The sequence below is a fragment of the Curtobacterium sp. MCLR17_055 genome (genome assembly GCF_003234305.1).
Lineage (GTDB): Bacteria > Actinomycetota > Actinomycetes > Actinomycetales > Microbacteriaceae > Curtobacterium > Curtobacterium flaccumfaciens.
Genome location: NZ_QKSX01000015.1, coordinates 1 through 19,057, shown reverse-complemented (window position 1 = coordinate 19,057; position 19,057 = coordinate 1). Strand labels below are relative to the sequence as shown.

Below are 19,057 nucleotides of genomic sequence, written 5' to 3'. Positions count from 1 at the left end.
CGAAAGCGACAAAACCCCGCGAACATGCCGCGGGGTTCTGTCGCTTGGGCGAAACGGTTCCTGCGTTACGAGCGGTCGGGCTGGTGCGCGCCGAGTTCCTCGGCCACCAGGAAGGCGAGCTCGAGGGACTGCATGTGGTTGAGGCGCGGGTCGCACAGCGACTCGTAGCGGGTGGCGAGGGTGGCCTCGTCGATGTGCTCCGAGCCGCCGAGGCACTCGGTGACGTCGTCACCGGTGAGCTCGACGTGCATGCCACCCGGGTACGTCCCGACCTGGCGGTGCGCCTCGAAGAAGCCGAGGACCTCGTCCACGACGTCGTCGAACCGGCGGGTCTTGTAGCCCGTCGGCGTGGTCAGGCCGTTGCCGTGCATCGGGTCGGTGACCCACAGCGGGTTGGCGTCCATGCCCTTGATCGCCTCGAGCAGCTTGGGCAGCTCGTCGCGGATCTTGCCGGCGCCCATCCGCGTGATGAAGGTCAGGCGACCCGGCTCACGGTTGGGGTCGAGCTTGTCGACGAGCGCCTTCATGTCGTCGACGCTCGTCGTCGGGCCGAGCTTCACGCCGATCGGGTTCCGCACCCGCGACAGGAAGTCCACGTGGGCGCCGTCGATGTCCCTCGTGCGCTCACCGATCCAGATGAAGTGACCGGACGTGTCGTACGCCAGACCGGAGCGCGAGTCGATGCGGGTCATCGGGCGCTCGTAGTCCATCAGCAGCCCCTCGTGCGAGGCGTAGAACTCGACGTGCTTGAGCGCCTCGAAGTCGGCACCGCAGGCGTCCATGAAGCGGATGGCGCGGTCGATCTCCTTGGCGAGGTGCTCGTAGCGGGCGTTCGCGGGGTTCGAGGCGAAGCCCTTGTTCCACGAGTGCACCTGGCGCAGGTCGGCGAAGCCCCCCTGGGTGAAGGCACGGACGAGGTTCAGCGTCGAAGCGGCGGTGTGGTACCCCTGCACCAGGCGGCGCGGGTCGGCCGTCCGGCTCTCCGGCGTGAAGTCGTAGCCGTTCACGATGTCGCCGCGGTAGGCGGGCAACGTGACGTCGCCACGGGTCTCGAAGTCGCTCGAGCGGGGCTTGGCGAACTGCCCGGCCATGCGCCCCATCTTGATGACGGGCATCGAGGCGCCGTAGGTCAGCACGACGGCCATCTGCAGGATCGTCTTGACCCGGTCGCGGATGGAGTCGGCGGTGGCACCGGCGAAGGTCTCGGCGCAGTCACCGCCCTGCAGCAGGAACGCCTTGCCCTGGGCGGCGGCGGCGAGCCGCTCACGCAGCTTGTCGACCTCGCCAGCGAACACGAGCGGCGGGAGCGTGGCGATCTCGGCCGAGGCGGCCTCGGCCGCGGCGGCGTCCGGCCAGGTCGGCTGCTGCTTGATCGGGAGCGTCCGCCAATAGTCGAGCCCCTCGATGACGTCCGGATCCTGCAGGGCGACGAAGTCGGTCGACTCGGGCAAGGGCGTTACCTCGGTGTTCTGTGCGGGCGGCCCGACGACGCTGACCGGCACCGGGCCGCGCGTCGTCGATGGGCGTCCTGGCGGGGTGCCGGGACCATCAGAGCCTAACGTGCAGGCGTCGACTTCCGTTCCCGCATGACGGCCTCGCGCGCGGAGCTCGCCCGCTCCTTCACGCTGGTGGCGTAGACGTCCACGTACTCCTGACGGCTCAGGCCGGCGAGCTCGTGCATGACCTCGTCCGTGACGCTGCGGAGGATGAAGCGGTCGGTCTCGAACCCCTGGAACCGCGAGAAGTCGAGCGGCTTGCCGAACACGACCCCGACGCGCTTGATCTTCGGGAAGCGCTGCCCGATCTGCTGCACCTCGCGCGTGCCGACCATGGCCACGGGGACGACGAGCACGCGCCCCTCGAGGATCATCCGGGCGATGCCGGTGCGGCCGCGGTAGAGCTTGCCGTCGGGGCTGCGGGTGCCCTCGGGGTAGATGCCGAGCTGCTCACCGCGCGCCAGGACCTGCAGGCCGGTGCGGAGCGATGCCTCGGACGCCTTGCCGCCGGAGCGGTCGATCGGCAGCTGGCCGATGGCGTTGAAGAACGTCTTCGTCGCCCAGCCCTTCAACCCGCGGCCGGTGAAGTAGTCGCTCTTCGCCAGGAACGAGAGTCGCCGGTCGAGCACCGCCGGCAGGATCACCGAGTCGATGAACGAGATGTGGTTCGACGCGAAGATGACCGGTCCCGAGGTCGGGACGTGCTCACGCCCGACGACCCACGGCCGGAACAGGGTGAGGATGAGCGGGCCGAGCACGAAGTTCTTCAGCAGCCAGTAGGTCATCGACGACTCCAGGTGGTGAGAAGGTCCGGGTGGTGCACGGCCCGGGGTGGGCGGTCGTTCGTGTGTGCGTGTGTGCGCGCCGACCCTACGCCGTGCGGGCGTGGATGCGGGCGAGGTCGGCGGCACCGACGACGCCGGCGTCGTTGACGAGTTCGGCGATCACGAAGTCCGGCTCGGGGTGGTACCCGCGGGCCGGCAGGTTGTTGAGGTACGCCTGCTTGATCGGGTCGAGCAGCCGGTCCCCCGCGCTGGCGACGCCGCCGCCGAACACGAAGAGCTGCGGGTCGAGCACCGCGGACAGCGACGCGCACGCCTCGCCGAGGTGCCGACCGAGCCGACGGAGGGCCGCGAGGGCACCCGGGTCGTCGACCAGGATCAGGTCGCCGACGATCTTGCCGTCGAGCTGGCCGCCGTTGTCAGCGCGGGCGTCGGCCAGTGCCGAACCGATGCCACCGGCGTCGGCGACGTCGTTCGCCATGCGCTGCAGGGCCCGGCCGGAGCCGTACTGCTCGATGCAGCCGCGGGCACCGCAGCCGCAGGGCAGCCCGTTCGGGACGATGCGCAGGTGGCCGATCTCGCCGCCGGTGCCGAAGCCCCCGCGGAACAGGCGGTCCTCGGTCACGATGGCGCCGCCGACACCCGTGCCGATGGTGAGCATGGTCATGTCGGACACGAGTCGACCGGCGCCGAACCGGAACTCGGCCCAGCCGGCGGCGTTCGCGTCGTTGTCCACCGTGATGTGGAGGTCGCCGAGGCGCTGCTGCAGCTTCTGCCGGAGCGGTTCGTTCCGCCACCGGATGTTCGGCGTGTAGTAGACGATCGACTGCGAGGCGTCGATGAACCCGGGGGCAGCGACCCCCACGGCGCCGACCTGGTGGAGCGAGCTGAGTCGCTCGACCATCGAGACGACGTCGTCGAGCATGGCGTTCGGGTCCGCAGCGTTGGTGGCCACGCGGTCCTCGGCGACGATCTCGCCCAGTTCCGTCACGACCGCACCCGCGATCTTGGTGCCCCCGATGTCGATTCCGATGGCGTGCACGAGCAACGAGCCTACCGGTTCGCCGCGAAGTCACGGAACGCCCGGTGACGCGTCCTATGCTGGCGGTGTCGCCTCGGTGTTGAGGCGCACTCGAGTCGAACCGGCAGACAAGGGAGTCACCGTGAACGATCAGCGTCCTGCACGCAGCAGCGCCTCCACCGACACGTCCACCGCTGGCAGCGCCGCCACCGGGACCACGCCGTCGGCCGGGAGGCACGTCACACCGCCCAGCGCCGGTCCCGTCGCCCCGGACCACGGCTCGGCAGCGCGGCTCCTCGGCGACCGCGTCCGTCTGACGCCCGACCGTCCGATCCTCGCCCAGCGCCACGGCGACACCTGGACCACCTTCACCGCGGCGGAGACGCTCGCCCGGGTGCGCGGCATCGCGAAGGGCTTCGTCGCCGCCGGCCTCGAACCGGGCGCGCACGTCGCGATCCTGTCCCGCACCCGTCTGGAGTGGACCCTGGTCGACTTCGCCGTGTGGACAGCCGGCCTGGTGTCCGTGCCCGTGTACGAGACGAGCTCCCCCGACCAGGTGCGCTGGATCCTGTCCGACTCCGAGTCGGTCGCGATCATCGTGGAGCAGGAGGAACACGCGCGCCGCGTCGCCTCCATCGCACCCGACCTGCCGTCCCTGGGCCAGCACTGGACGATCGACGGCGGCGGCCTCGACGACCTCACCCGGCTCGGCGAGGACGTCACCGACGACGAACTCGACGCCCGGACCGCGACCGTGCACGGGCACGACGACGCCACGATCATCTACACCTCGGGCAGCACCGGTCGACCGAAGGGCTGCGTCCTGCGGCACGACAACTTCACCGCCACGGTGGAGGGCGCGAGCGAAGCCATGCCCGAGGTCGTCGCCGACGGCGCCTCGACCCTCCTGTTCATCCCGCTCGCCCACGTCTTCGCCCGGTTCATCGCCGCGATGTCGGTGTCCGCAGGCGTCCTCGTCGGCCACGAGCCGGACACGAAGGACCTGATGCGGGCGGTGTCGACCTTCAAGCCGACGTTCCTGCTCGCGGTCCCCCGGGTGTTCGAGAAGATCTACAACTCCGCCGAGCAGAAGGCCGACCTCGGTGGCAAGGGCAGGATCTTCCGCGCGGCGGCCGACACCGCGGTCGCCCACTCCGAGGCCCTCGCAGCCGGCAGGGTGCCGTTCCTGCTCGGGCTGAAGTTCAAGCTGTTCGACCGACTCGTGTACGCCAAGCTCCGCGACGCCCTCGGCGGCCGGGTCGAGTACGCCGTCAGCGGTTCGGCACCCCTCTCCCCGCGGCTCTCGCACTTCTTCCGCTCGATCGGGGTGCTCATCCTCGAGGGCTACGGCCTGACCGAGACCACCGCACCCGCCACCGTCAACCGGGCCCGGGAACTCCGCATCGGGACGGTCGGTCGGGCGCTGCCCGGCATCGAGGTCCGGATCGCCGACGACGGCGAGATCCTGATCCGCGGCGTCGACGTCTTCGACCGCTACTGGCGGAACGACGAGGCGACCGAGCACGCCTTCGCCGACGGCTGGTTCCGCACCGGCGACCTCGGCCGGATCGACGCCGACGGGGTCCTCACGGTCACCGGCCGCGCCAAGGAGCTCATCGTCACCGCGAGCGGCAAGAACGTCGCACCGGCACCGCTCGAGGACGGCATCCGCGAGCACCCGCTCATCGGCCAGGTCGTGGTCGTCGGCGAGGGCAAGCCGTTCGTCGCAGCACTCGTCACGCTCGACCGCGAGATGCTCCCCGGCTGGTGCGAGTCCCGCGGGATCACCCCGGCGCTGAGCGGGCACGAGGCCGCCTACGACGAGCGCGTGCTCTCCGCCGTCCAGGAGGCCATCGACGCCGCCAACGGCCGGGTCTCCCGCGCCGAGTCGGTCCGGTCGTTCACGATCCTCGACACGGACCTGACCGAGGCCTCGGGGCACCTCACACCAAAGCTCACGATCAAGCGGTCGGTGATCCTCAAGGACTTCGCCGCCGACATCGACCACATCTACTCCGGGTCGAAGGTGCAGACGACGGCGACCCCGGTGATCGAGGGTCGGCGCCGCAACCGCGCGTAGCGCCCGCCGGGCGTACCTGGTCGTTCCGGGCGTACCGGGTCGGTTCTTCCGACCAGGTACGCCCGATTGCGTAAGGTGCGCATGGTCGTGGACGCGACGACCTGGAGGCCCGGCGCCGGTCCGCCGGACTGGCGCCGGGCCTCCAGGCGGTCGCCGCGAGTGCGGGCTGGCAGCTTCGGGCGTACCTGGTCGTTTCGGGCGTACCGGGTCGATTCTTCTGACCAGGTACACCCGATTCCGCCAGGTACACGCGCGGCCGCCCCGCTGAGCGACCAGCCCCGGGCGTGCCGGGTCGATTCGGGCGTACCGGTCGATTCGGGCGTACCGGTCGATTCGGGCGTACCGGTCGATTCGGGCGTACCAGGTCGTTCCGGCCGTACCAGGTCGTTCCGGGCGTACCGGGTCGATTCTTCCGGCCAGGTACGCCCGATTCCGCCAGGGACGCGCGCGGCCGCCCCACTGAGCGACCAGCCCCGGGCGTACCTGGTCGATTCGGGCGTACCGGGCCGGTTCTTTCGACCAGGTACGCCTGATTCCGCCGGGTACGCGCGCGGCCGCCCCACTGAGCGACCAGCCCCGGGCGTACCTGGTCGATTCGGGCGTACCGGGCCGGTTCTTTCGACCAGGTACGCCCGATTCCGCCAGGTACGCGCGCGGCCGCCCCGCTGAGCGACCAGTTCCGGGCGTACCGGGTCGATTCGGGCGTACCGGGTCGATTCGGGCGTACCGGGTCAATTCGGGCGTACCGGGTCGATCCTTCCGACCAGGTACGCCCGATTCCGCCAGGTACGCGCGGGTATGGACGCAACGGCCTGGAGGCCCGGATCACGTCCGTCGGACGTGATCCGGGCCTCCAGGCCGTTCAGCGGGCGCCGGGGGCGCCTGCGGGGCTCATGCCTCCTGCGACTGCTCCGTCGCGGGGGCGTCGAGGACGGCGGTCGAACCGGTCGTGACGGTGGTCTCGGCTGGTCGACGGTTGGTGCGGGTGCGGTGCGAGCTGAGCTCGTCGTTCTGACTGGTCATGCGGGAGTCCTGGGGGGATGGGATGGTCGTCGGTGGGAGGCCGACAGCAGCACGGTACCCCCTCGTCAGGACAAAGCGACAATCCCCCGTGGGGGTGTCACACCACAGTTCACAGCCGGCGAACGCGGGACTGTGCAAGCGCTCAGTGGAACCAGTCCTGTGCACGGATGTCGCGCAGTGCCTGACGGCGGACCTCGGGGTCGAGCGTCATCACGTAGACGGTGCCGTCGAGGTGGTCGCACTCGTGCTGGAGCGCCTCGGCCATCAGGCCTGTGCCCTCGAGGACGACCTCGTCGCCGTCGACGTCGACGCCGCGCACCTTCGCGTACGGGGAGCGACGCGTCGGGTAGCCGAGCCCCGGGACGGAGAGGCAGCCTTCCTCCATGAGCTCGGGCTCGCCGGACACCTCGACGATCTCCGGGTTGAGGACGTAACCGACCTCACCGTCCACGTTGTACGAGAACGCACGGAGTCCGACGCCGATCTGGGGCGCGGCCACTCCGGCACGTCCGGGTTCCTTGACGGTGTCGATGAGGTCCTGCACGAGGTCACGGACCCCGGCGCTCCCGAGCAGTTCGGGGCGGATCGGGTCGGCCGGCGAGCGGAGGACGGGGTCGCCGAACAGGCGGATGGGACGAACGGTCAATTTACTGCAGCACCACCAGGAGGTCGCCGGCGTCCACCTGCTGGGTCACCGGGATCGCGAGTCGGCCGACGGTGCCCGACACGGGCGCCGTGATGGCCGCTTCCATCTTCATCGCCTCGATGCTCGCCACCGGCGTACCGGCCTCGACGACGTCACCGACGGCGACCTTGAGCGTCACCACGCCGGAGAACGGCGCGGCCACGTGCTTGGGGTCGGACGCGTCGGCCTTCTCGGCCGCCTTCGTCTCGACCTCCACCGAACGGTCGCGGACGGCGACCGGGCGGAGCTGCCCGTTCATCGTCGCCATGACCGTGCGGATGCCCTTGGCGTCCACCTCGCCGATCGCCTCGAGCCCGACGAACAGGTCGACGCCCTTGCCGAGCGGGACGCTGTGCTCCTGCCCGGGGCGCAGCCCGTACAGGTAGTCGACGGTCGGCACGACGGACAGGTCGCCGTACTGCTCCCGCACGCGCTTGAACTGCTGCGTCGGCTGCGGGAAGAGCAGGCGGTTGAGCGCCTGCTGGCGCTCCGGCCCGGGGGTCTCAAGGTGCGCGCGTTCGTCCGCGGGCACCGGGGTGATCTCGAGTCGGACGTCGCGCCCGGCCAGGACCTTCGAGCGGAACGGCTCGGGCCAGCCGCCGGGCAGGTCGCCCAGTTCGCCGGCCATGAACCCGACCACGGAGTCCGGGATGTCGTACTTGTCGGGGTTCTGCTCGAAGTCGACCGGGTCGGCACCGACCGCGGCGAGCTGCAGCGCGAGGTCACCGACGACCTTCGACGACGGCGTGACCTTGGTGGGGCGTCCGAGGATCCGGTTCGCCTCGGCGTACCAGTCCTCGACCTGCTCGAACCGGTCACCGAGGCCGAGGGCGATCGCCTGCTGCCGGAGGTTCGACAGCTGACCGCCGGGGATCTCGTGCTTGTAGACACGCCCGGTCGGACCGGCGAGCCCGGACTCGAACGGGGCGTACACGCGACGGACCGACTCCCAGTACGGCTCGAGGTCACCGACGGCGTCGAGGGACAGACCGGTGTCCCGCTCGGTGTGGGCCAGGGCGGCGACCAGGGCTGACATGCTCGGCTGGCTGGTCGTGCCGGCCATGGGTGCTGCGGCCACGTCGACGGCGTCCGCCCCGGCGCGCGAGGCGGCGAGCAGGGTCGCGAGCTGGCCGCCGGCGGTGTCGTGGGTGTGCACGTGCACGGGCTGGTCGAAGCGCTCGCGCAGCGCGGTGACGAGCTTCTCGGCCGCACCGGCACGGAGGAGCCCCGCCATGTCCTTGATGCCGATGACGTGCGCGCCGGCGTCGACCATCTGCTCCGCCAGGCGGAGGTAGTAGTCGAGCGTGTAGAGGTCCTCGGCGGGGTCGAGGAGGTCGGCGGTGTAGCAGAGCGCCGCCTCGGCGACCGCCGTGCCGGTCGCGAGCACGGCCTCCAGGGCTGGACGCAGCTGGCTGACGTCGTTCAGCGCGTCGAACACGCGGAAGACGTCGACGCCGGACCGGGCCGCCTCGTCGACGAAGGCGTCGGTGACCTCGGTCGGGTACGGCGTGTACCCGACCGTGTTGCGGCCGCGCAGCAGCATCTGGATCGGGATGTTCGGCATCGCTTCGCGCAGCGAGGACAGGCGCTCCCAGGGGTCCTCACCGAGGAACCGGAGTGCCACGTCGTACGTGGCGCCGCCCCAGGCCTCGACGCTGAGCAGCTGCGGGGTGAGCCGCGCGACGTGCGGCGCGACGGCGACGAGGTCCTTCGTGCGGACCCGGGTGGCGAGGAGCGACTGGTGGGCGTCGCGCATCGTCGTCTCGGTCACCGCGAGGGCCGTCTGGGCGCGCAGGGCCTTCGACCACTCGGCCGGCCCCATGGCCAGCAGGCGGTCGCGCTGTCCCTCGGGCACCGGCGCCGTCAGGTCCGTGGCCGGGAGCTTGTCGGCCGGGTCGGTGACGAGCGGCGACCGCTCCCCGTTCGGCTTGTTCACCGTGACGTCGGCGAGCCAGGTGAGCACCTTCGTGCCGCGGTCCTTCGAGACGTGGCCGCCGAAGAGCTGCGGGCGTTCCTCGATGAACTTCGTCGAGACGTCGCCGCGGGCGAAGTCCGGGTCCTCGAGCACGGCCTGCAGGAACGGGATGTTCGTGCTGACGCCGCGGATGCGGAACTCGGCGAGGGCGCGCTTGGCCCGGGACACCGCCGCCGGGAAGTCACGGCCGCGGCACGTCATCTTCGCGAGCATCGAGTCGAAGTGCGGGCTGATCTGCGCGCCGGTGGCGACCGTGCCGCCGTCGAGCCGGACGCCCGCGCCGCCGGGGCTGCGGTAGGTGCTGATCCGGCCGGTGTCCGGACGGAAGCCCTGCGTCGGGTCCTCGGTCGTGATGCGGGTCTGCAGCGCGGCGCCGTGCACGGCGACGGTGTCCTGCGACAGGCCGAGGTCGGCGAGGGTCTCCCCCGCCGCGATGCGCATCTGCGACTGCACCAGGTCGACGTCGGTGACCTCTTCGGTGACCGTGTGCTCGACCTGGATGCGCGGGTTCATCTCGATGAAGACGTGCTGCCCCTCGCGCTCGCCCTCGGTGTCGAGCAGGAACTCCACGGTGCCCGCGTTCACGTACCCGATCGACCGGGCGAAGGCCACGGCGTCACGGTGCAGTGCCTGCGCGATCGCGGGGTCGAGGTTCGGCGCCGGAGCGATCTCGACGACCTTCTGGTTGCGCCGCTGGACCGAGCAGTCCCGCTCGAACAGGTGGATCGTGCCCGAGTCGGTGCCGGTCGCGTCGGCGAGGATCTGCACCTCGATGTGGCGCGGACGGATGACGGCCTGCTCGAGGAACATCGTCGGGTCGCCGAACGCACTGTCGGCCTCGCGCATGGCTGCTTCGAGGGCGTCGCGCAGCTCGGGCTTCGTCTCCACCCGGCGCATGCCTCGGCCACCACCACCGGCGACGGCCTTGGCGAAGACCGGGAACCCGATCGCGTCGGCGCCGGCGATCAGTTCGTCGATGTCGCGGCTCGCCGGGGTGCTCGCCAGGACCGGGACGCCGGCCGCGATCGCGTGCTCCTTCGCGGTGACCTTGTTGCCGGCCATCTCGAGCACGTGCTCGCCCGGACCGATGAAGGTGATGCCGTTCGCGGCTGCTGCCGCGGCGAGCTCAGGGTTCTCGGACAGGAATCCGTACCCCGGGTAGATCGCGTCGGCCCCCGACTCGCGGGCGACGCGGATGATCTCGGAGACGTCCAGGTACGCCCGGACCGGGTGGCCCCGCTCCCCGATCAGGTAGGCCTCGTCGGCCTTGAGCCGGTGCAGGGAGTTCCGGTCTTCGTACGGGTAGACGGCCACCGTACGGGCCCCCAACTCGTAGGCGGCACGGAACGCGCGGATGGCGATCTCGCCACGGTTCGCAACGAGGATCTTCGTGAACACGACGTCCCTTTCAGCCCGGGTTGAGGTGAGACAACCCTAGTGGCGGTAACGTTGCTCAACGTGCATGTACTCAGCGTGAGCTCCCTCAAGGGTGGTGTCGGCAAGACGACGGTGACGCTCGGCCTGACCTCGGCCGCGTTCGCCAAGGGACTGCGCACGCTGGTGGTGGATCTGGACCCGCAGTCCGACGTCTCGACGGGCCTCGACATCAACCTCGCCGGCCACCTCAACGTCGCCGACGTCCTCGAGAACCCGAAGGAGAAGATCGTCCGTCAGGCGATCGCCCCCTCGGGCTGGACGAAGGGGTCGCAGGGCAAGATCGACGTCATGGTCGGGTCGCCCTCCGCCATCAACTTCGACGGGCCGCACCCGTCGATCCGCGACATCTGGAAGCTCGAAGAGGCCCTGGCCAACGTCGAGCAGGACTACGAGCTCGTCCTCATCGACTGTGCGCCGTCGCTGAACGCCCTGACCCGCACCGCGTGGGCCGCGTCCGACCGCGTCACCGTCGTCACCGAGCCCGGCCTGTTCTCCGTCGCCGCCGCCGACCGTGCGCTGCGCGCCATCGAGGAGATCCGCCGCGGCCTCTCCCCACGCCTGCAGCCCCTCGGCATCATCGTGAACCGTGCCCGGGTGCAGTCGCTCGAGCACCAGTTCCGCATCAAGGAACTCCGGGACATGTTCGGCCCGCTCGTGCTCTCCCCGCAGCTGCCGGAGCGCACGTCGCTGCAGCAGGCGCAGGGTGCCGCGAAGCCGCTGCACGTTTGGCCCGGCGAGTCCGCGCAGGAGATGGCGAAGAACTTCGACCAGCTGCTCGAGCGCATCATGCGCACCGGCAAGATCGGTCCGTACGCCGAGGGTGGCGCCGCGTAGGTCGGTGCTCACGCGGTCGCGGCGCGGTCGTGATCGCGGTCGCGGTCGCGGTCGCGTGACATGCCGCTCGCGTCCGCCGAGCGGTCACCAACTGTCGGCAGGCAGCGTCGCAGGCGACGGTTCGTGACACCTCGGCGACTGCCGGGAGGCCTGCCCCGGCCCCGGCAGACACGCCCGACCCCGGCTCAGCCAGCGGCCACAACACACCGCTCGCGTCCGACGAGCGGTCACCAACTGTCGGCCGGCAGCGTCGCAGCCGACAGTTCGTGACACCTCGGCGACGCGCACACGGCGGTTCGTGACCGCGCGCCGACTCCCGGGAGGCCCACCCCTGCCCCGGCAGACACGCCCGACCCCGGCTCGCCCAGCGGCCACAACACACCGCTCACGTCCGGCGAGGGGTCACCAACTGTCGGCGGGCAGCGTCGCAGCCGACAGTTCGTGACACCTCGGCGACGCGCACACGACGGTTCGTGACCACGCGCCGACTGCCGGGAGGCCGCCCCGGCCCCGACAGACACGCCCGGCCCCGGCCCGGCCAGCGGTCACACATGCCGCTCACGTCCGCCGAAAGGTCACCAACTGTCGGCAGGCGACGTCGCAGGCGACAGTTCGTGACCCCTCGGCGAAGCGCACACGGCGGTTCGCGACCGTTGAACCCGGGCCCGAACCCGAACGGTCAGGAAGCGCGGGAAGCGCGACGAGCGGCGAGCTCGTCGGAGGGGTCGGCCGCGGCGGTGGCGTCGAGCTCGACCAGGGAGCTCTCGACCTCGCGCAGGACCTTGCCGACCGCGATGCCGAAGACACCCTGGCCGCGGGACACGAGGTCGATGACCTCGTCGTCGGAGGTGCACAGGTACACCGAGGCGCCGTCGGACATGAGCGTGGTCTGCGCCAGGTCGGAGACGCCGGACTCCCGGAGCTGGTTGACCGCGGTGCGGATCTGCTGCAGCGAGATGCCGGTGTCGAGCAGGCGCTTCACGAGCTTGAGCACGAGGATGTCGCGGAACCCGTACAGGCGCTGCGATCCGGAGCCGGCGGCCCCGCGGATCGTCGGCTGCACGAGTTCGGTGCGGGCCCAGTAGTCGAGCTGGCGGTACGAGATGCCGGCTGCCCGTGCGGCGACGGTGCCGCGGTAGCCGTTCTGCTCGTCGTGCTCGGGCAGACCATCGGTGAAGAGCAGCCCGAGGTCGTACCGGGTCACATCAGACTCGGTGCCAGGGGTGTCGTTCCCACTCATGAGCTTGCCTTCCACGACGATCGAGCTCCCACCCGAAGCTTCAACGACGGGTTGAGAGTTGTTCCGAGGTCCACGGTAGCGACTCCGACCGCTCCCGCGCGGGACATCCGACCCGGCGCGTCCGGCGTGTCGAGGATACGCCTCGGCCACTGACACACAAGCCCTGTCGGAGCACCGGACGGCGTCATGCGTCGAGACGACCGATGGCCTGGCGGATGAGGTTCGACCGGATGATCTCGAGGTGCCCGGCGATCTCACGCGCGAGCTCCGTGGCCTTGGCCCGCGAGGTGGCGTCGCCCCGGCGGGAGACCGGCATGAGGGCGGACTCGATGAGACCGACCTCGCGCTCGGCGGTGCTGCGCAGCGTGCGGAGGTGTCGCGGCTCGATACCCGTTCGCTGCAGTTCGACCAGGGCCTTCAGCACGGAGACGCCGTCGTCGCCGTAGGTGTCGGTGGCCGGCAGCAGCGAGGCCGAGACCGCGTCGGCCAGGAGCATCGGGGAGGCTCCGGCTGCCCGGACCGTCTCGTCGCGGGTGTACCGGCGTTCGCGGCCGAGGATCGACGGCTTCGGCGCGTCGCCTCCGCCGGGCAGGACGGGTTCGCGTCCGGCATCGAGGTCGGCGAGGTACTCCTTGATGACCTTGAGCGGCAGGTAGTGGTCACGCTGCAGTCCGAGGATCACCCGGAGCCGCTCGAGGTCGGCAGCGGAGAACTTGCGGTACCCACTGGCCGTGCGGATCGGGGTGACGAGCTCTCGCTCTTCGAGGAACCGCAGCTTGGAGCTCGACAGGTCCGGGAACTCGGGCTTGAGGCGAGCGAGGACCTGCCCGATGGTGAGCAGGTCCGGTGCCGCGGACCCCGCCCGGGCCGCAGCGGACCGTGCGGCCACTACGCGTTCGCCAGGCGCGCCAGGTCGACCCGAGATGCGTAGAACGTCAGGCGGAACTTGCCGACCTGGACCTCGGCCCCGTCGGTGAGCAGCGCTTCGTCGATGCGGACACCGTCGAAGTACGTGCCGTTCAGCGAACCGTTGTCCTTGACGCTGAAGCTCGTGCCGTGGCGCAGGAACTGCGCGTGCTTGCGCGACACGGTGACGTCGTCGAGGAAGATGTCGGCGTCGGGGTGTCGACCGGCCGTCGTGACGTCGGAGTCGAGGAGGAACCGCGCACCCACGTTGGGGCCGCGACGGACCACGAGCAACGCTGACCCGGAGGGCAGGGCGTTGACGGCTTCACGTTCTTCGGTCGAGACACCGGACTCGGCGGTGAGCGCCGCGCCCATGTCCATGCTGAAGGTCAGCGTGGTGTCGACCAGCCGCTGCTCCGGGGTCTTCTGACCGCCCGGCTGCGGGACCACTGGATCTGGCATCGGTGGACCTCCTCCTCTTGGCCCACCAGCGTATCGGAAACGAAGCCCCGAGCGGCAGCCCCGATCTGGGACTGTGGAGGGACTTCCGCGATCCGCGAACGCACGAGCCGCGTCAGCGACCCGTGGGACCCGACGTCAGCGACCCGTGGGACCCGGCGTCACCGTCCCCGCGCGAGCAACCAGAGCAGGTACGGCGCTCCCACGACGCCTGTCACGACGCCCACCGGCAGCGCGGTGCCGGGGAAGGCGAACTGTGCCAGCAGGTCGCTGCCGAGCGTGATCGCGGCACCGACGGCAGCAGCCGGCGCGAGTGCCACCCGTCCGCCGCCGACGAGGCGTCGCGCGATCGGCGCGGCCATCAGTGCCACGAAGGAGACGGGCCCCGCGGTGGCGACGGCTGCGGCCGTCAGGCACACGGCGGTGAGGAGCAGGAGCACCTTCGCCCGGTCCGGCCGGAGTCCGAGCGCGGCGGCGACCTCGTCCCCGAGGCTCAGGACCTGCAGACGGGCGGACTGCAGCAGCGCGAGCACGCCGAGCACGCCGAACGCGACGCCGAGCACCCCGACCAGGTCGCGGTCGACGGCGTTCAGGCTGCCGGAGAGCCAGAGCAGCGCGGTGCCGGCCTGGGTGACGGTGCCGCTCGTGAGCATCCAGCCGGTGATGCTCAGGCAGATGGCCGCGACGCCGATCCCGACGAGGATCACCCGGTTGCCGGTGATCCCCCGTCGCCAGGCGAGCCCGGCGATGACGATCGAGACCACCACGGCGCCGACGAGCACGACCGAGAAGAGCGTGCCACCGCTCGCACCGAACAGCACGATGGCGGTGAGTCCGGCGGCGCTAGCGCCCGAGGTGATCCCGATGACGTCGGGGCTCGCGATCGGGTTCCGCACGACGCTCTGCACGATCGCGCCCGCGACGCCGAGACTGGCGCCGACGAGGACGGCTCCGAGCACCCGCGGCCCGCGGAGCTGCCCGATCACGAAGTCCGAGATCCGGTCCCCCTGGCCGAACAGGGACGCGAGCACCTGGCCCGGGGTGAGCGGGATCGAACCGGCGCCGAGCCCGACCAGGACGAGCACCACGACGACCGCCACCACGGCGACGAGCACCGCGACCTCACGACGCAGGCCGGCCGAGCGGCGCAGACCGCCGGACCGCGGGCGGCCGGAGCCGAACAACTGCCTCACAGTCCCCGCACCGCCCTCGACCGCACGAGCGCGATGAACACCGGCGCCCCGATCAGCGCCGTGACGATGCCGACCTGCAGCTCCCCCGGGTACGCCACGACTCGGCCGATGACGTCGGCGACGAGCAGCAGTGCGGGGGCGACGATCGCCGACAGCAGGATGGTCCAGCGGTGGTCCGGGCCGCTCAGCCGGCGGACGGCGTGCGGCACGGCGAGCCCGACGAAGGCGATCGGCCCGGCGGCGGCCACCGCGGAGCCGGCCAGCAGCACCGCGACCAGACCGCCGACGGCGCGGACGAGCACGACCCGCTGCCCGAGCGACGCCGCGAGTTCGTCCCCGAGCGCGAGGGTGTTGAGCGACCGACCGAGGCCGAACGCGATCGCCAGCCCGACGAGCACCGGCGCCGTGATGATCCCCGCCGTGCCGAGGTCCTTGCCGGCGAGGGCGCCGACCTGCCAGAACCGCAGCTGGTCGAGCAGGCTCTGGTCGGTCACGAGCACCGCGGTGGTGACCGACGACAGCGCGGCGGCGACCACGGCTCCGGCGAGGGCGAGCCCGACGGGCGAGAGGCCTCGACGGGCGACGGTCGCGATCCCGTACACGAGCACGGCGGCGAGGGCGGCCCCGACGAAGGCGAACGGCAGGTAGGCAGCCGTGCCGCTCACGCCGAAGAGCGCGATCCCGGCCACCACGGCCAGCGTCGCTCCGGAGTTGATGCCGAGGACGCTCGGGTCGGCGAGCGGGTTCCGCGTCACGCCCTGCATCACGGCTCCGGCCACCCCGAGCGCGGTTCCGGCGAGCAGTCCGACGACGGTGCGGGGCACGCGGTTGCCGAGCACGATGAGCCCGACCTCGTCGCTCCGCCCGGGGTGCATCACCGTGTCGAGGACGGTGCCGAGCGGGATCGGCCGCGAGCCGTACGCGATCGACAGCGCACACGCCACGGCGAGGACGACGACCGCCAGCACGGTCGCACCGACGAGTCGGGGGACGGAGCTGGGAGCCGGGGGCGTGGACGTCGACGGAGGCATGGAAGTAAGGCCACCCTAACGCCGCAGCTCCACTCGGCGTCCCCCGAGCAAGCCCGGAGCATGCGCAGGGTTCGTTCATAGGCTCGTCATGGGGAAGCGCCCTGTACTGGTCTCCATCGACGCCCGACCGGGCCGTCGAGGGACGACCGGAGAGCACCGATGAACGAGACCCCGAACCCCGCAGCCGCCGACCACGACGAGGACGGCACCCCCGCCGCGCAGCAGCAGGCTCCCGGGATGCACTGGGAGGCGCCGCACGCCGACCCGGCCTCCCTGCGCCCGGCGTACGCGTTCGACGGCTCGGGTCCCTACCTCTACGGTCCGGACGGCTCCGGCCCCTACGCCTACACGCCGGACGGCCGCGGCCCGTACCTGATCGGCAGCCCCGCCCTCGCCGGCGCGAACCACGCGTGGGCGTACTCGGCGTCGACCGCGAACCACCCCGGTGGGACGAAGCGCCCGCGTCGCCTGGGACTGATGATCGGCTCTGGCATCGCTGCACTCGCCATCGTCGGTGCGGCCGGCGGCACCGCCCTCGGCCTGTCCTCGCAGGGGACGACCACGACGTCGAGCCAGTCGCAGGGCACCACCACGCTCCCCGGCACCGGATCCGGCACCGACGGGACCGGCGGCACCGGCGGCACCGGCAGCAGCGACGGGACGAACGGCTTCACGGTGCCCGGCGACGGCAGCGGCAGCGGCAGCGGCACCAGCGACGGCAGCACCGGCACCGGCACGACCCAGTCCCCCGCCACCGCAGCGACGGCCGCCGACAAGAAGGGCGTCGTGACGATCAACACCGTCCTGAACTACGACGAGTCGTCACAGGCGGCCGGCACCGGCATGGTCCTGACCTCCGACGGCACGATCCTGACGAACAACCACGTGATCCAGGGCGCGACGAGCATCACCGTCACCGACGAGACCACCGGCAAGGAGTACAAGGCCGACGTGGTCGGGGCCGACGCCACGAACGACGTCGCCGTGCTGAAGCTCGAGAACGCCTCTGGGCTGTCCACGGTCACGCTCGACGACGACGGCGAGCCGAGCACCGGTGACACCGTCAAGGACGTCGGCAACGCCGAGGGCACCGGCAACCTCGTCGCCGCCGAGGGCACCGTCACCGCGACCGATCAGGACATCCAGGTGCAGAGCGAGTCCGGCACCGGCACCGAGTCCCTGACCGGCCTGATCGAGATCTCGGCGGACATCGTCTCCGGCGACTCCGGCGGACCGGTGCTCGACAGCGAGGGCGAGGTCGTCGGCATGGCCACGGCAGCGTCCTCCGGCACCGCCGACGTCACCGGCTACGCCATCCCGATCACCACCGCGAAGACGATCGCCGAGAAGATCCTCGCCGGGGAGTCCTCGAGCACGATCACCATCGGGCTGCCCGCGTTCCTCGGGGTCGAGGTCAGCAACACCACCGGCACCACGGGCGGCGTCGCCGTCGCCGGCACGGTCGAGGGTTCCGGCGCCGCGAGCGCCGGCCTGACCGCCGGGGACACGATCACGAGCATCGACGGCACCGCGGTCACGAGCTCGGACCAGCTGACCAAGGTCATCCAGTCGCACTCGGTGGGCGACAAGGTGAGCGTCCGCTACACCGACAGCACCGGCGCCGCCAAGACGGTCACGATCACCCTGACCGCCGGCCCCGCCGCGTAGCGGGAGAACCCGGGCGCGCTCAACCCAGCAGCGCCCGCACCACCGACCGGTAGACGTTGGCCGGGGAGTCCGTCCGGAAGGCGGTCTCCCCGGCCTTCGTCGCGCCCACGCGCGCGAACCCGTGCCCCTCGGCCCGCACGATCGTGATCGGCTTCGGCTTGCCGGGTCGACGCAGGTACGAGACGGTCCACGGCGCCGCCCAGAACCGCGCGAGGCGGGGGTCCGCCTCGACGAGGGCCTCCGGCAGGTCCGGTGCGTCCGGACCGCCGGCCAGCCTGCGGCCGAGCAGGTGCCCTGGGAGCGACCCCGTGCGGAACGGGAAGGTCCACGTCGGACCGATGCCGAGCCTCCCGGCCAGCAGCGCGACGGCCCGGTCTGGCGTGACGGACGCGACCACGGCGCCCGCCGCGTCGGTCCCGTCGACGACGGTCTGCGACCAGGCCTGGAGGCGCGACTCGCCCCCGTCGGGCAGGTGCTGTTCCAGCGTGACCGGCTGGGCATCGCCCTGCCAGGGTTCGAGGAGTGTCTGGGTCGACTCCGGCAGCGTGCCGAGCCGGCCGACGAGGCCCGCCTCGATGAGTTCGCGGCCCGCCGCGGTGCGGAGGAGCGTGGGGTTCCACCGGCGTCCGGCGAGGCTCTGCAGGGTGCCGATCGCGTCCGTGCTGAGCCGTGGGCCGTCGAGCGGTGCCGACGGGGCGGGGGCCGGCAGGGGTTCGAGGTCACGCTCGGGGCGGACCGGGGCCGTCTCGGTGGCGCGGACGCTCTCGAGGACGGCGAGCACGAGGTCGTCGGTCTCGAGCAGCCGGGCGAGCGGGCGTTCGATCGTCAGGTCGACACGGTGCCGACCGGTGACGAAGAGCAGGTGGGTGCCGGCGACGTCGCCGTGCTCGTCCGGCCGGACGTACTCGACCAGCCGGGCCGGGGCGCCGGCGGTGGTCCACGGGTCGCAGCCGACGAGCAGCAGGCCCTCGACGGAGCCGGGCAGCCGTTCGAGCAGGCCGGTGTTCTCGTCGCCGATCGCGCGGTCGCTGGGGCGGGATCGGACGGTGAGGACGACGTCGTCGCCGGTGACGCGCAGGTCCGCCTGGGCTGAGTCCTCGCGGCGCCAGGAGTCCGGGCGGCGGAGGGTGAGGCGGGCGGTGCGGTCCTCGGTGCCGAGCGGGACGGGGACTGCCATGGGATGAGCGTATGTCGGGAGCGGGGCGCGGGGGCCTGCCTGTCTCTTAT

15 protein-coding genes are annotated in these 19,057 nt (G+C 71.5%); 3 read left to right on the top strand and 12 right to left on the bottom strand.

Annotated features, from left to right (window positions below):
* Positions 1-65: 65 nt before the first annotated feature.
* From DEJ09_RS13435 to DEJ09_RS13425, 3 genes are all read right to left on the bottom strand, one after another.
* Positions 66-1,451, bottom strand: a complete 1,386-nt coding sequence (locus DEJ09_RS13435; protein WP_110864693.1) for a class II 3-deoxy-7-phosphoheptulonate synthase — start codon at positions 1,449-1,451, stop codon at positions 66-68.
* 104 nt (positions 1,452-1,555) lie between these two features.
* The gene (locus DEJ09_RS13430; RefSeq protein WP_071405408.1) at positions 1,556-2,281 is read right to left on the bottom strand and encodes a 1-acyl-sn-glycerol-3-phosphate acyltransferase; all 726 of its coding nucleotides are present in this window, start codon (positions 2,279-2,281) and stop codon (positions 1,556-1,558) included.
* An 85-nt stretch (positions 2,282-2,366) separates the two neighbouring features.
* On the bottom strand, positions 2,367-3,320 hold the full coding sequence (locus DEJ09_RS13425; RefSeq protein WP_111088921.1) for an ROK family glucokinase: 954 nt from the start codon (positions 3,318-3,320) through the stop codon (positions 2,367-2,369).
* A gap of 121 nt (positions 3,321-3,441) precedes the next feature.
* Here DEJ09_RS13425 and DEJ09_RS13420 point away from each other — a divergent pair, with 121 nt between their 5' ends.
* On the top strand, positions 3,442-5,379 hold the full coding sequence (locus DEJ09_RS13420; RefSeq protein WP_111088920.1) for a long-chain fatty acid--CoA ligase: 1,938 nt from the start codon (positions 3,442-3,444) through the stop codon (positions 5,377-5,379).
* A gap of 891 nt (positions 5,380-6,270) precedes the next feature.
* On the opposite strand, the gene DEJ09_RS18420 is transcribed toward DEJ09_RS13420, so the two are convergent.
* From DEJ09_RS18420 to DEJ09_RS13410, 3 genes are all read right to left on the bottom strand, one after another.
* Positions 6,271-6,402 (bottom strand): hypothetical protein, encoded by a 132-nt coding sequence (locus DEJ09_RS18420; RefSeq protein WP_258366694.1) that lies wholly within the window; start codon positions 6,400-6,402, stop codon positions 6,271-6,273.
* Positions 6,403-6,544: 142 nt separating this feature from the next.
* Positions 6,545-7,048: a peptide deformylase gene (locus DEJ09_RS13415; RefSeq protein WP_071405406.1), complete on the bottom strand. Its 504-nt coding sequence runs from the start codon at positions 7,046-7,048 to the stop codon at positions 6,545-6,547.
* Between the two features lies 1 nt (position 7,049).
* Positions 7,050-10,460 carry a pyruvate carboxylase gene (locus tag DEJ09_RS13410; RefSeq protein WP_111088919.1) on the bottom strand — a complete coding sequence of 1,137 codons (3,411 nt, stop codon included), beginning with the start codon at positions 10,458-10,460 and terminating at the stop codon, positions 7,050-7,052.
* 60 nt (positions 10,461-10,520) lie between these two features.
* Here DEJ09_RS13410 and DEJ09_RS13405 point away from each other — a divergent pair, with 60 nt between their 5' ends.
* Positions 10,521-11,333: a ParA family protein gene (locus DEJ09_RS13405; protein ID WP_027465232.1), complete on the top strand. Its 813-nt coding sequence runs from the start codon at positions 10,521-10,523 to the stop codon at positions 11,331-11,333.
* Positions 11,334-12,012: 679 nt separating this feature from the next.
* Here the strand turns inward: DEJ09_RS13405 and DEJ09_RS13400 are convergent.
* The 5 genes from DEJ09_RS13400 to DEJ09_RS13380 all read right to left on the bottom strand — a co-directional run bounded on the left by DEJ09_RS13400 (position 12,013) and on the right by DEJ09_RS13380 (position 16,162).
* Entirely contained in the window at positions 12,013-12,573 is a 561-nt protein-coding gene (locus DEJ09_RS13400) for a MerR family transcriptional regulator (RefSeq protein WP_027465231.1), read from the bottom strand.
* Positions 12,574-12,757: 184 nt separating this feature from the next.
* Entirely contained in the window at positions 12,758-13,462 is a 705-nt protein-coding gene (locus DEJ09_RS13395) for a MerR family transcriptional regulator (RefSeq protein WP_027465230.1), read from the bottom strand.
* On the bottom strand, positions 13,462-13,941 hold the full coding sequence (locus DEJ09_RS13390) for an FHA domain-containing protein (RefSeq protein WP_051596676.1): 480 nt from the start codon (positions 13,939-13,941) through the stop codon (positions 13,462-13,464). Before DEJ09_RS13390 ends, DEJ09_RS13395 begins: the two co-directional genes overlap by 1 nt.
* A gap of 158 nt (positions 13,942-14,099) precedes the next feature.
* Complete coding sequence (locus DEJ09_RS13385) at positions 14,100-15,131, bottom strand: iron chelate uptake ABC transporter family permease subunit (RefSeq protein WP_258373903.1); 1,032 nt, start codon at positions 15,129-15,131, stop codon at positions 14,100-14,102.
* Positions 15,128-16,162, bottom strand: coding sequence for an iron ABC transporter permease (locus DEJ09_RS13380; RefSeq protein ID WP_111088918.1), 1,035 nt, complete (start codon positions 16,160-16,162; stop codon positions 15,128-15,130). Before DEJ09_RS13380 ends, DEJ09_RS13385 begins: the two co-directional genes overlap by 4 nt.
* A gap of 159 nt (positions 16,163-16,321) precedes the next feature.
* Between DEJ09_RS13380 and DEJ09_RS13375 the strand changes: the two genes are divergently transcribed.
* On the top strand, positions 16,322-17,830 hold the full coding sequence (locus DEJ09_RS13375) for a S1C family serine protease (protein WP_258373902.1): 1,509 nt from the start codon (positions 16,322-16,324) through the stop codon (positions 17,828-17,830).
* A gap of 19 nt (positions 17,831-17,849) precedes the next feature.
* Here DEJ09_RS13375 and DEJ09_RS13370 read toward each other — a convergent pair whose 3' ends face one another.
* Complete coding sequence (locus tag DEJ09_RS13370) at positions 17,850-19,007, bottom strand: hypothetical protein (RefSeq protein WP_111088917.1); 1,158 nt, start codon at positions 19,005-19,007, stop codon at positions 17,850-17,852.
* Positions 19,008-19,057: the final 50 nt, after the last annotated feature.

Coding starts and splice junctions, on each gene's coding strand:
- DEJ09_RS13380 (WP_111088918.1), bottom strand. CDS start 16,162: ATGCCTCCGTCGACGTCCACGCCCCCGGCTCCCAGCTCCGTCCCCCGA.
- DEJ09_RS13400 (WP_027465231.1), bottom strand. CDS start 12,573: ATGAGTGGGAACGACACCCCTGGCACCGAGTCTGATGTGACCCGGTAC.
- DEJ09_RS13430 (WP_071405408.1), bottom strand. CDS start 2,281: ATGACCTACTGGCTGCTGAAGAACTTCGTGCTCGGCCCGCTCATCCTC.
- DEJ09_RS18420 (WP_258366694.1), bottom strand. CDS start 6,402: ATGACCAGTCAGAACGACGAGCTCAGCTCGCACCGCACCCGCACCAAC.
- DEJ09_RS13370 (WP_111088917.1), bottom strand. CDS start 19,007: ATGGCAGTCCCCGTCCCGCTCGGCACCGAGGACCGCACCGCCCGCCTC.
- DEJ09_RS13390 (WP_051596676.1), bottom strand. CDS start 13,941: ATGCCAGATCCAGTGGTCCCGCAGCCGGGCGGTCAGAAGACCCCGGAG.
- DEJ09_RS13375 (WP_258373902.1), top strand. CDS start 16,322: ATGAACGAGACCCCGAACCCCGCAGCCGCCGACCACGACGAGGACGGC.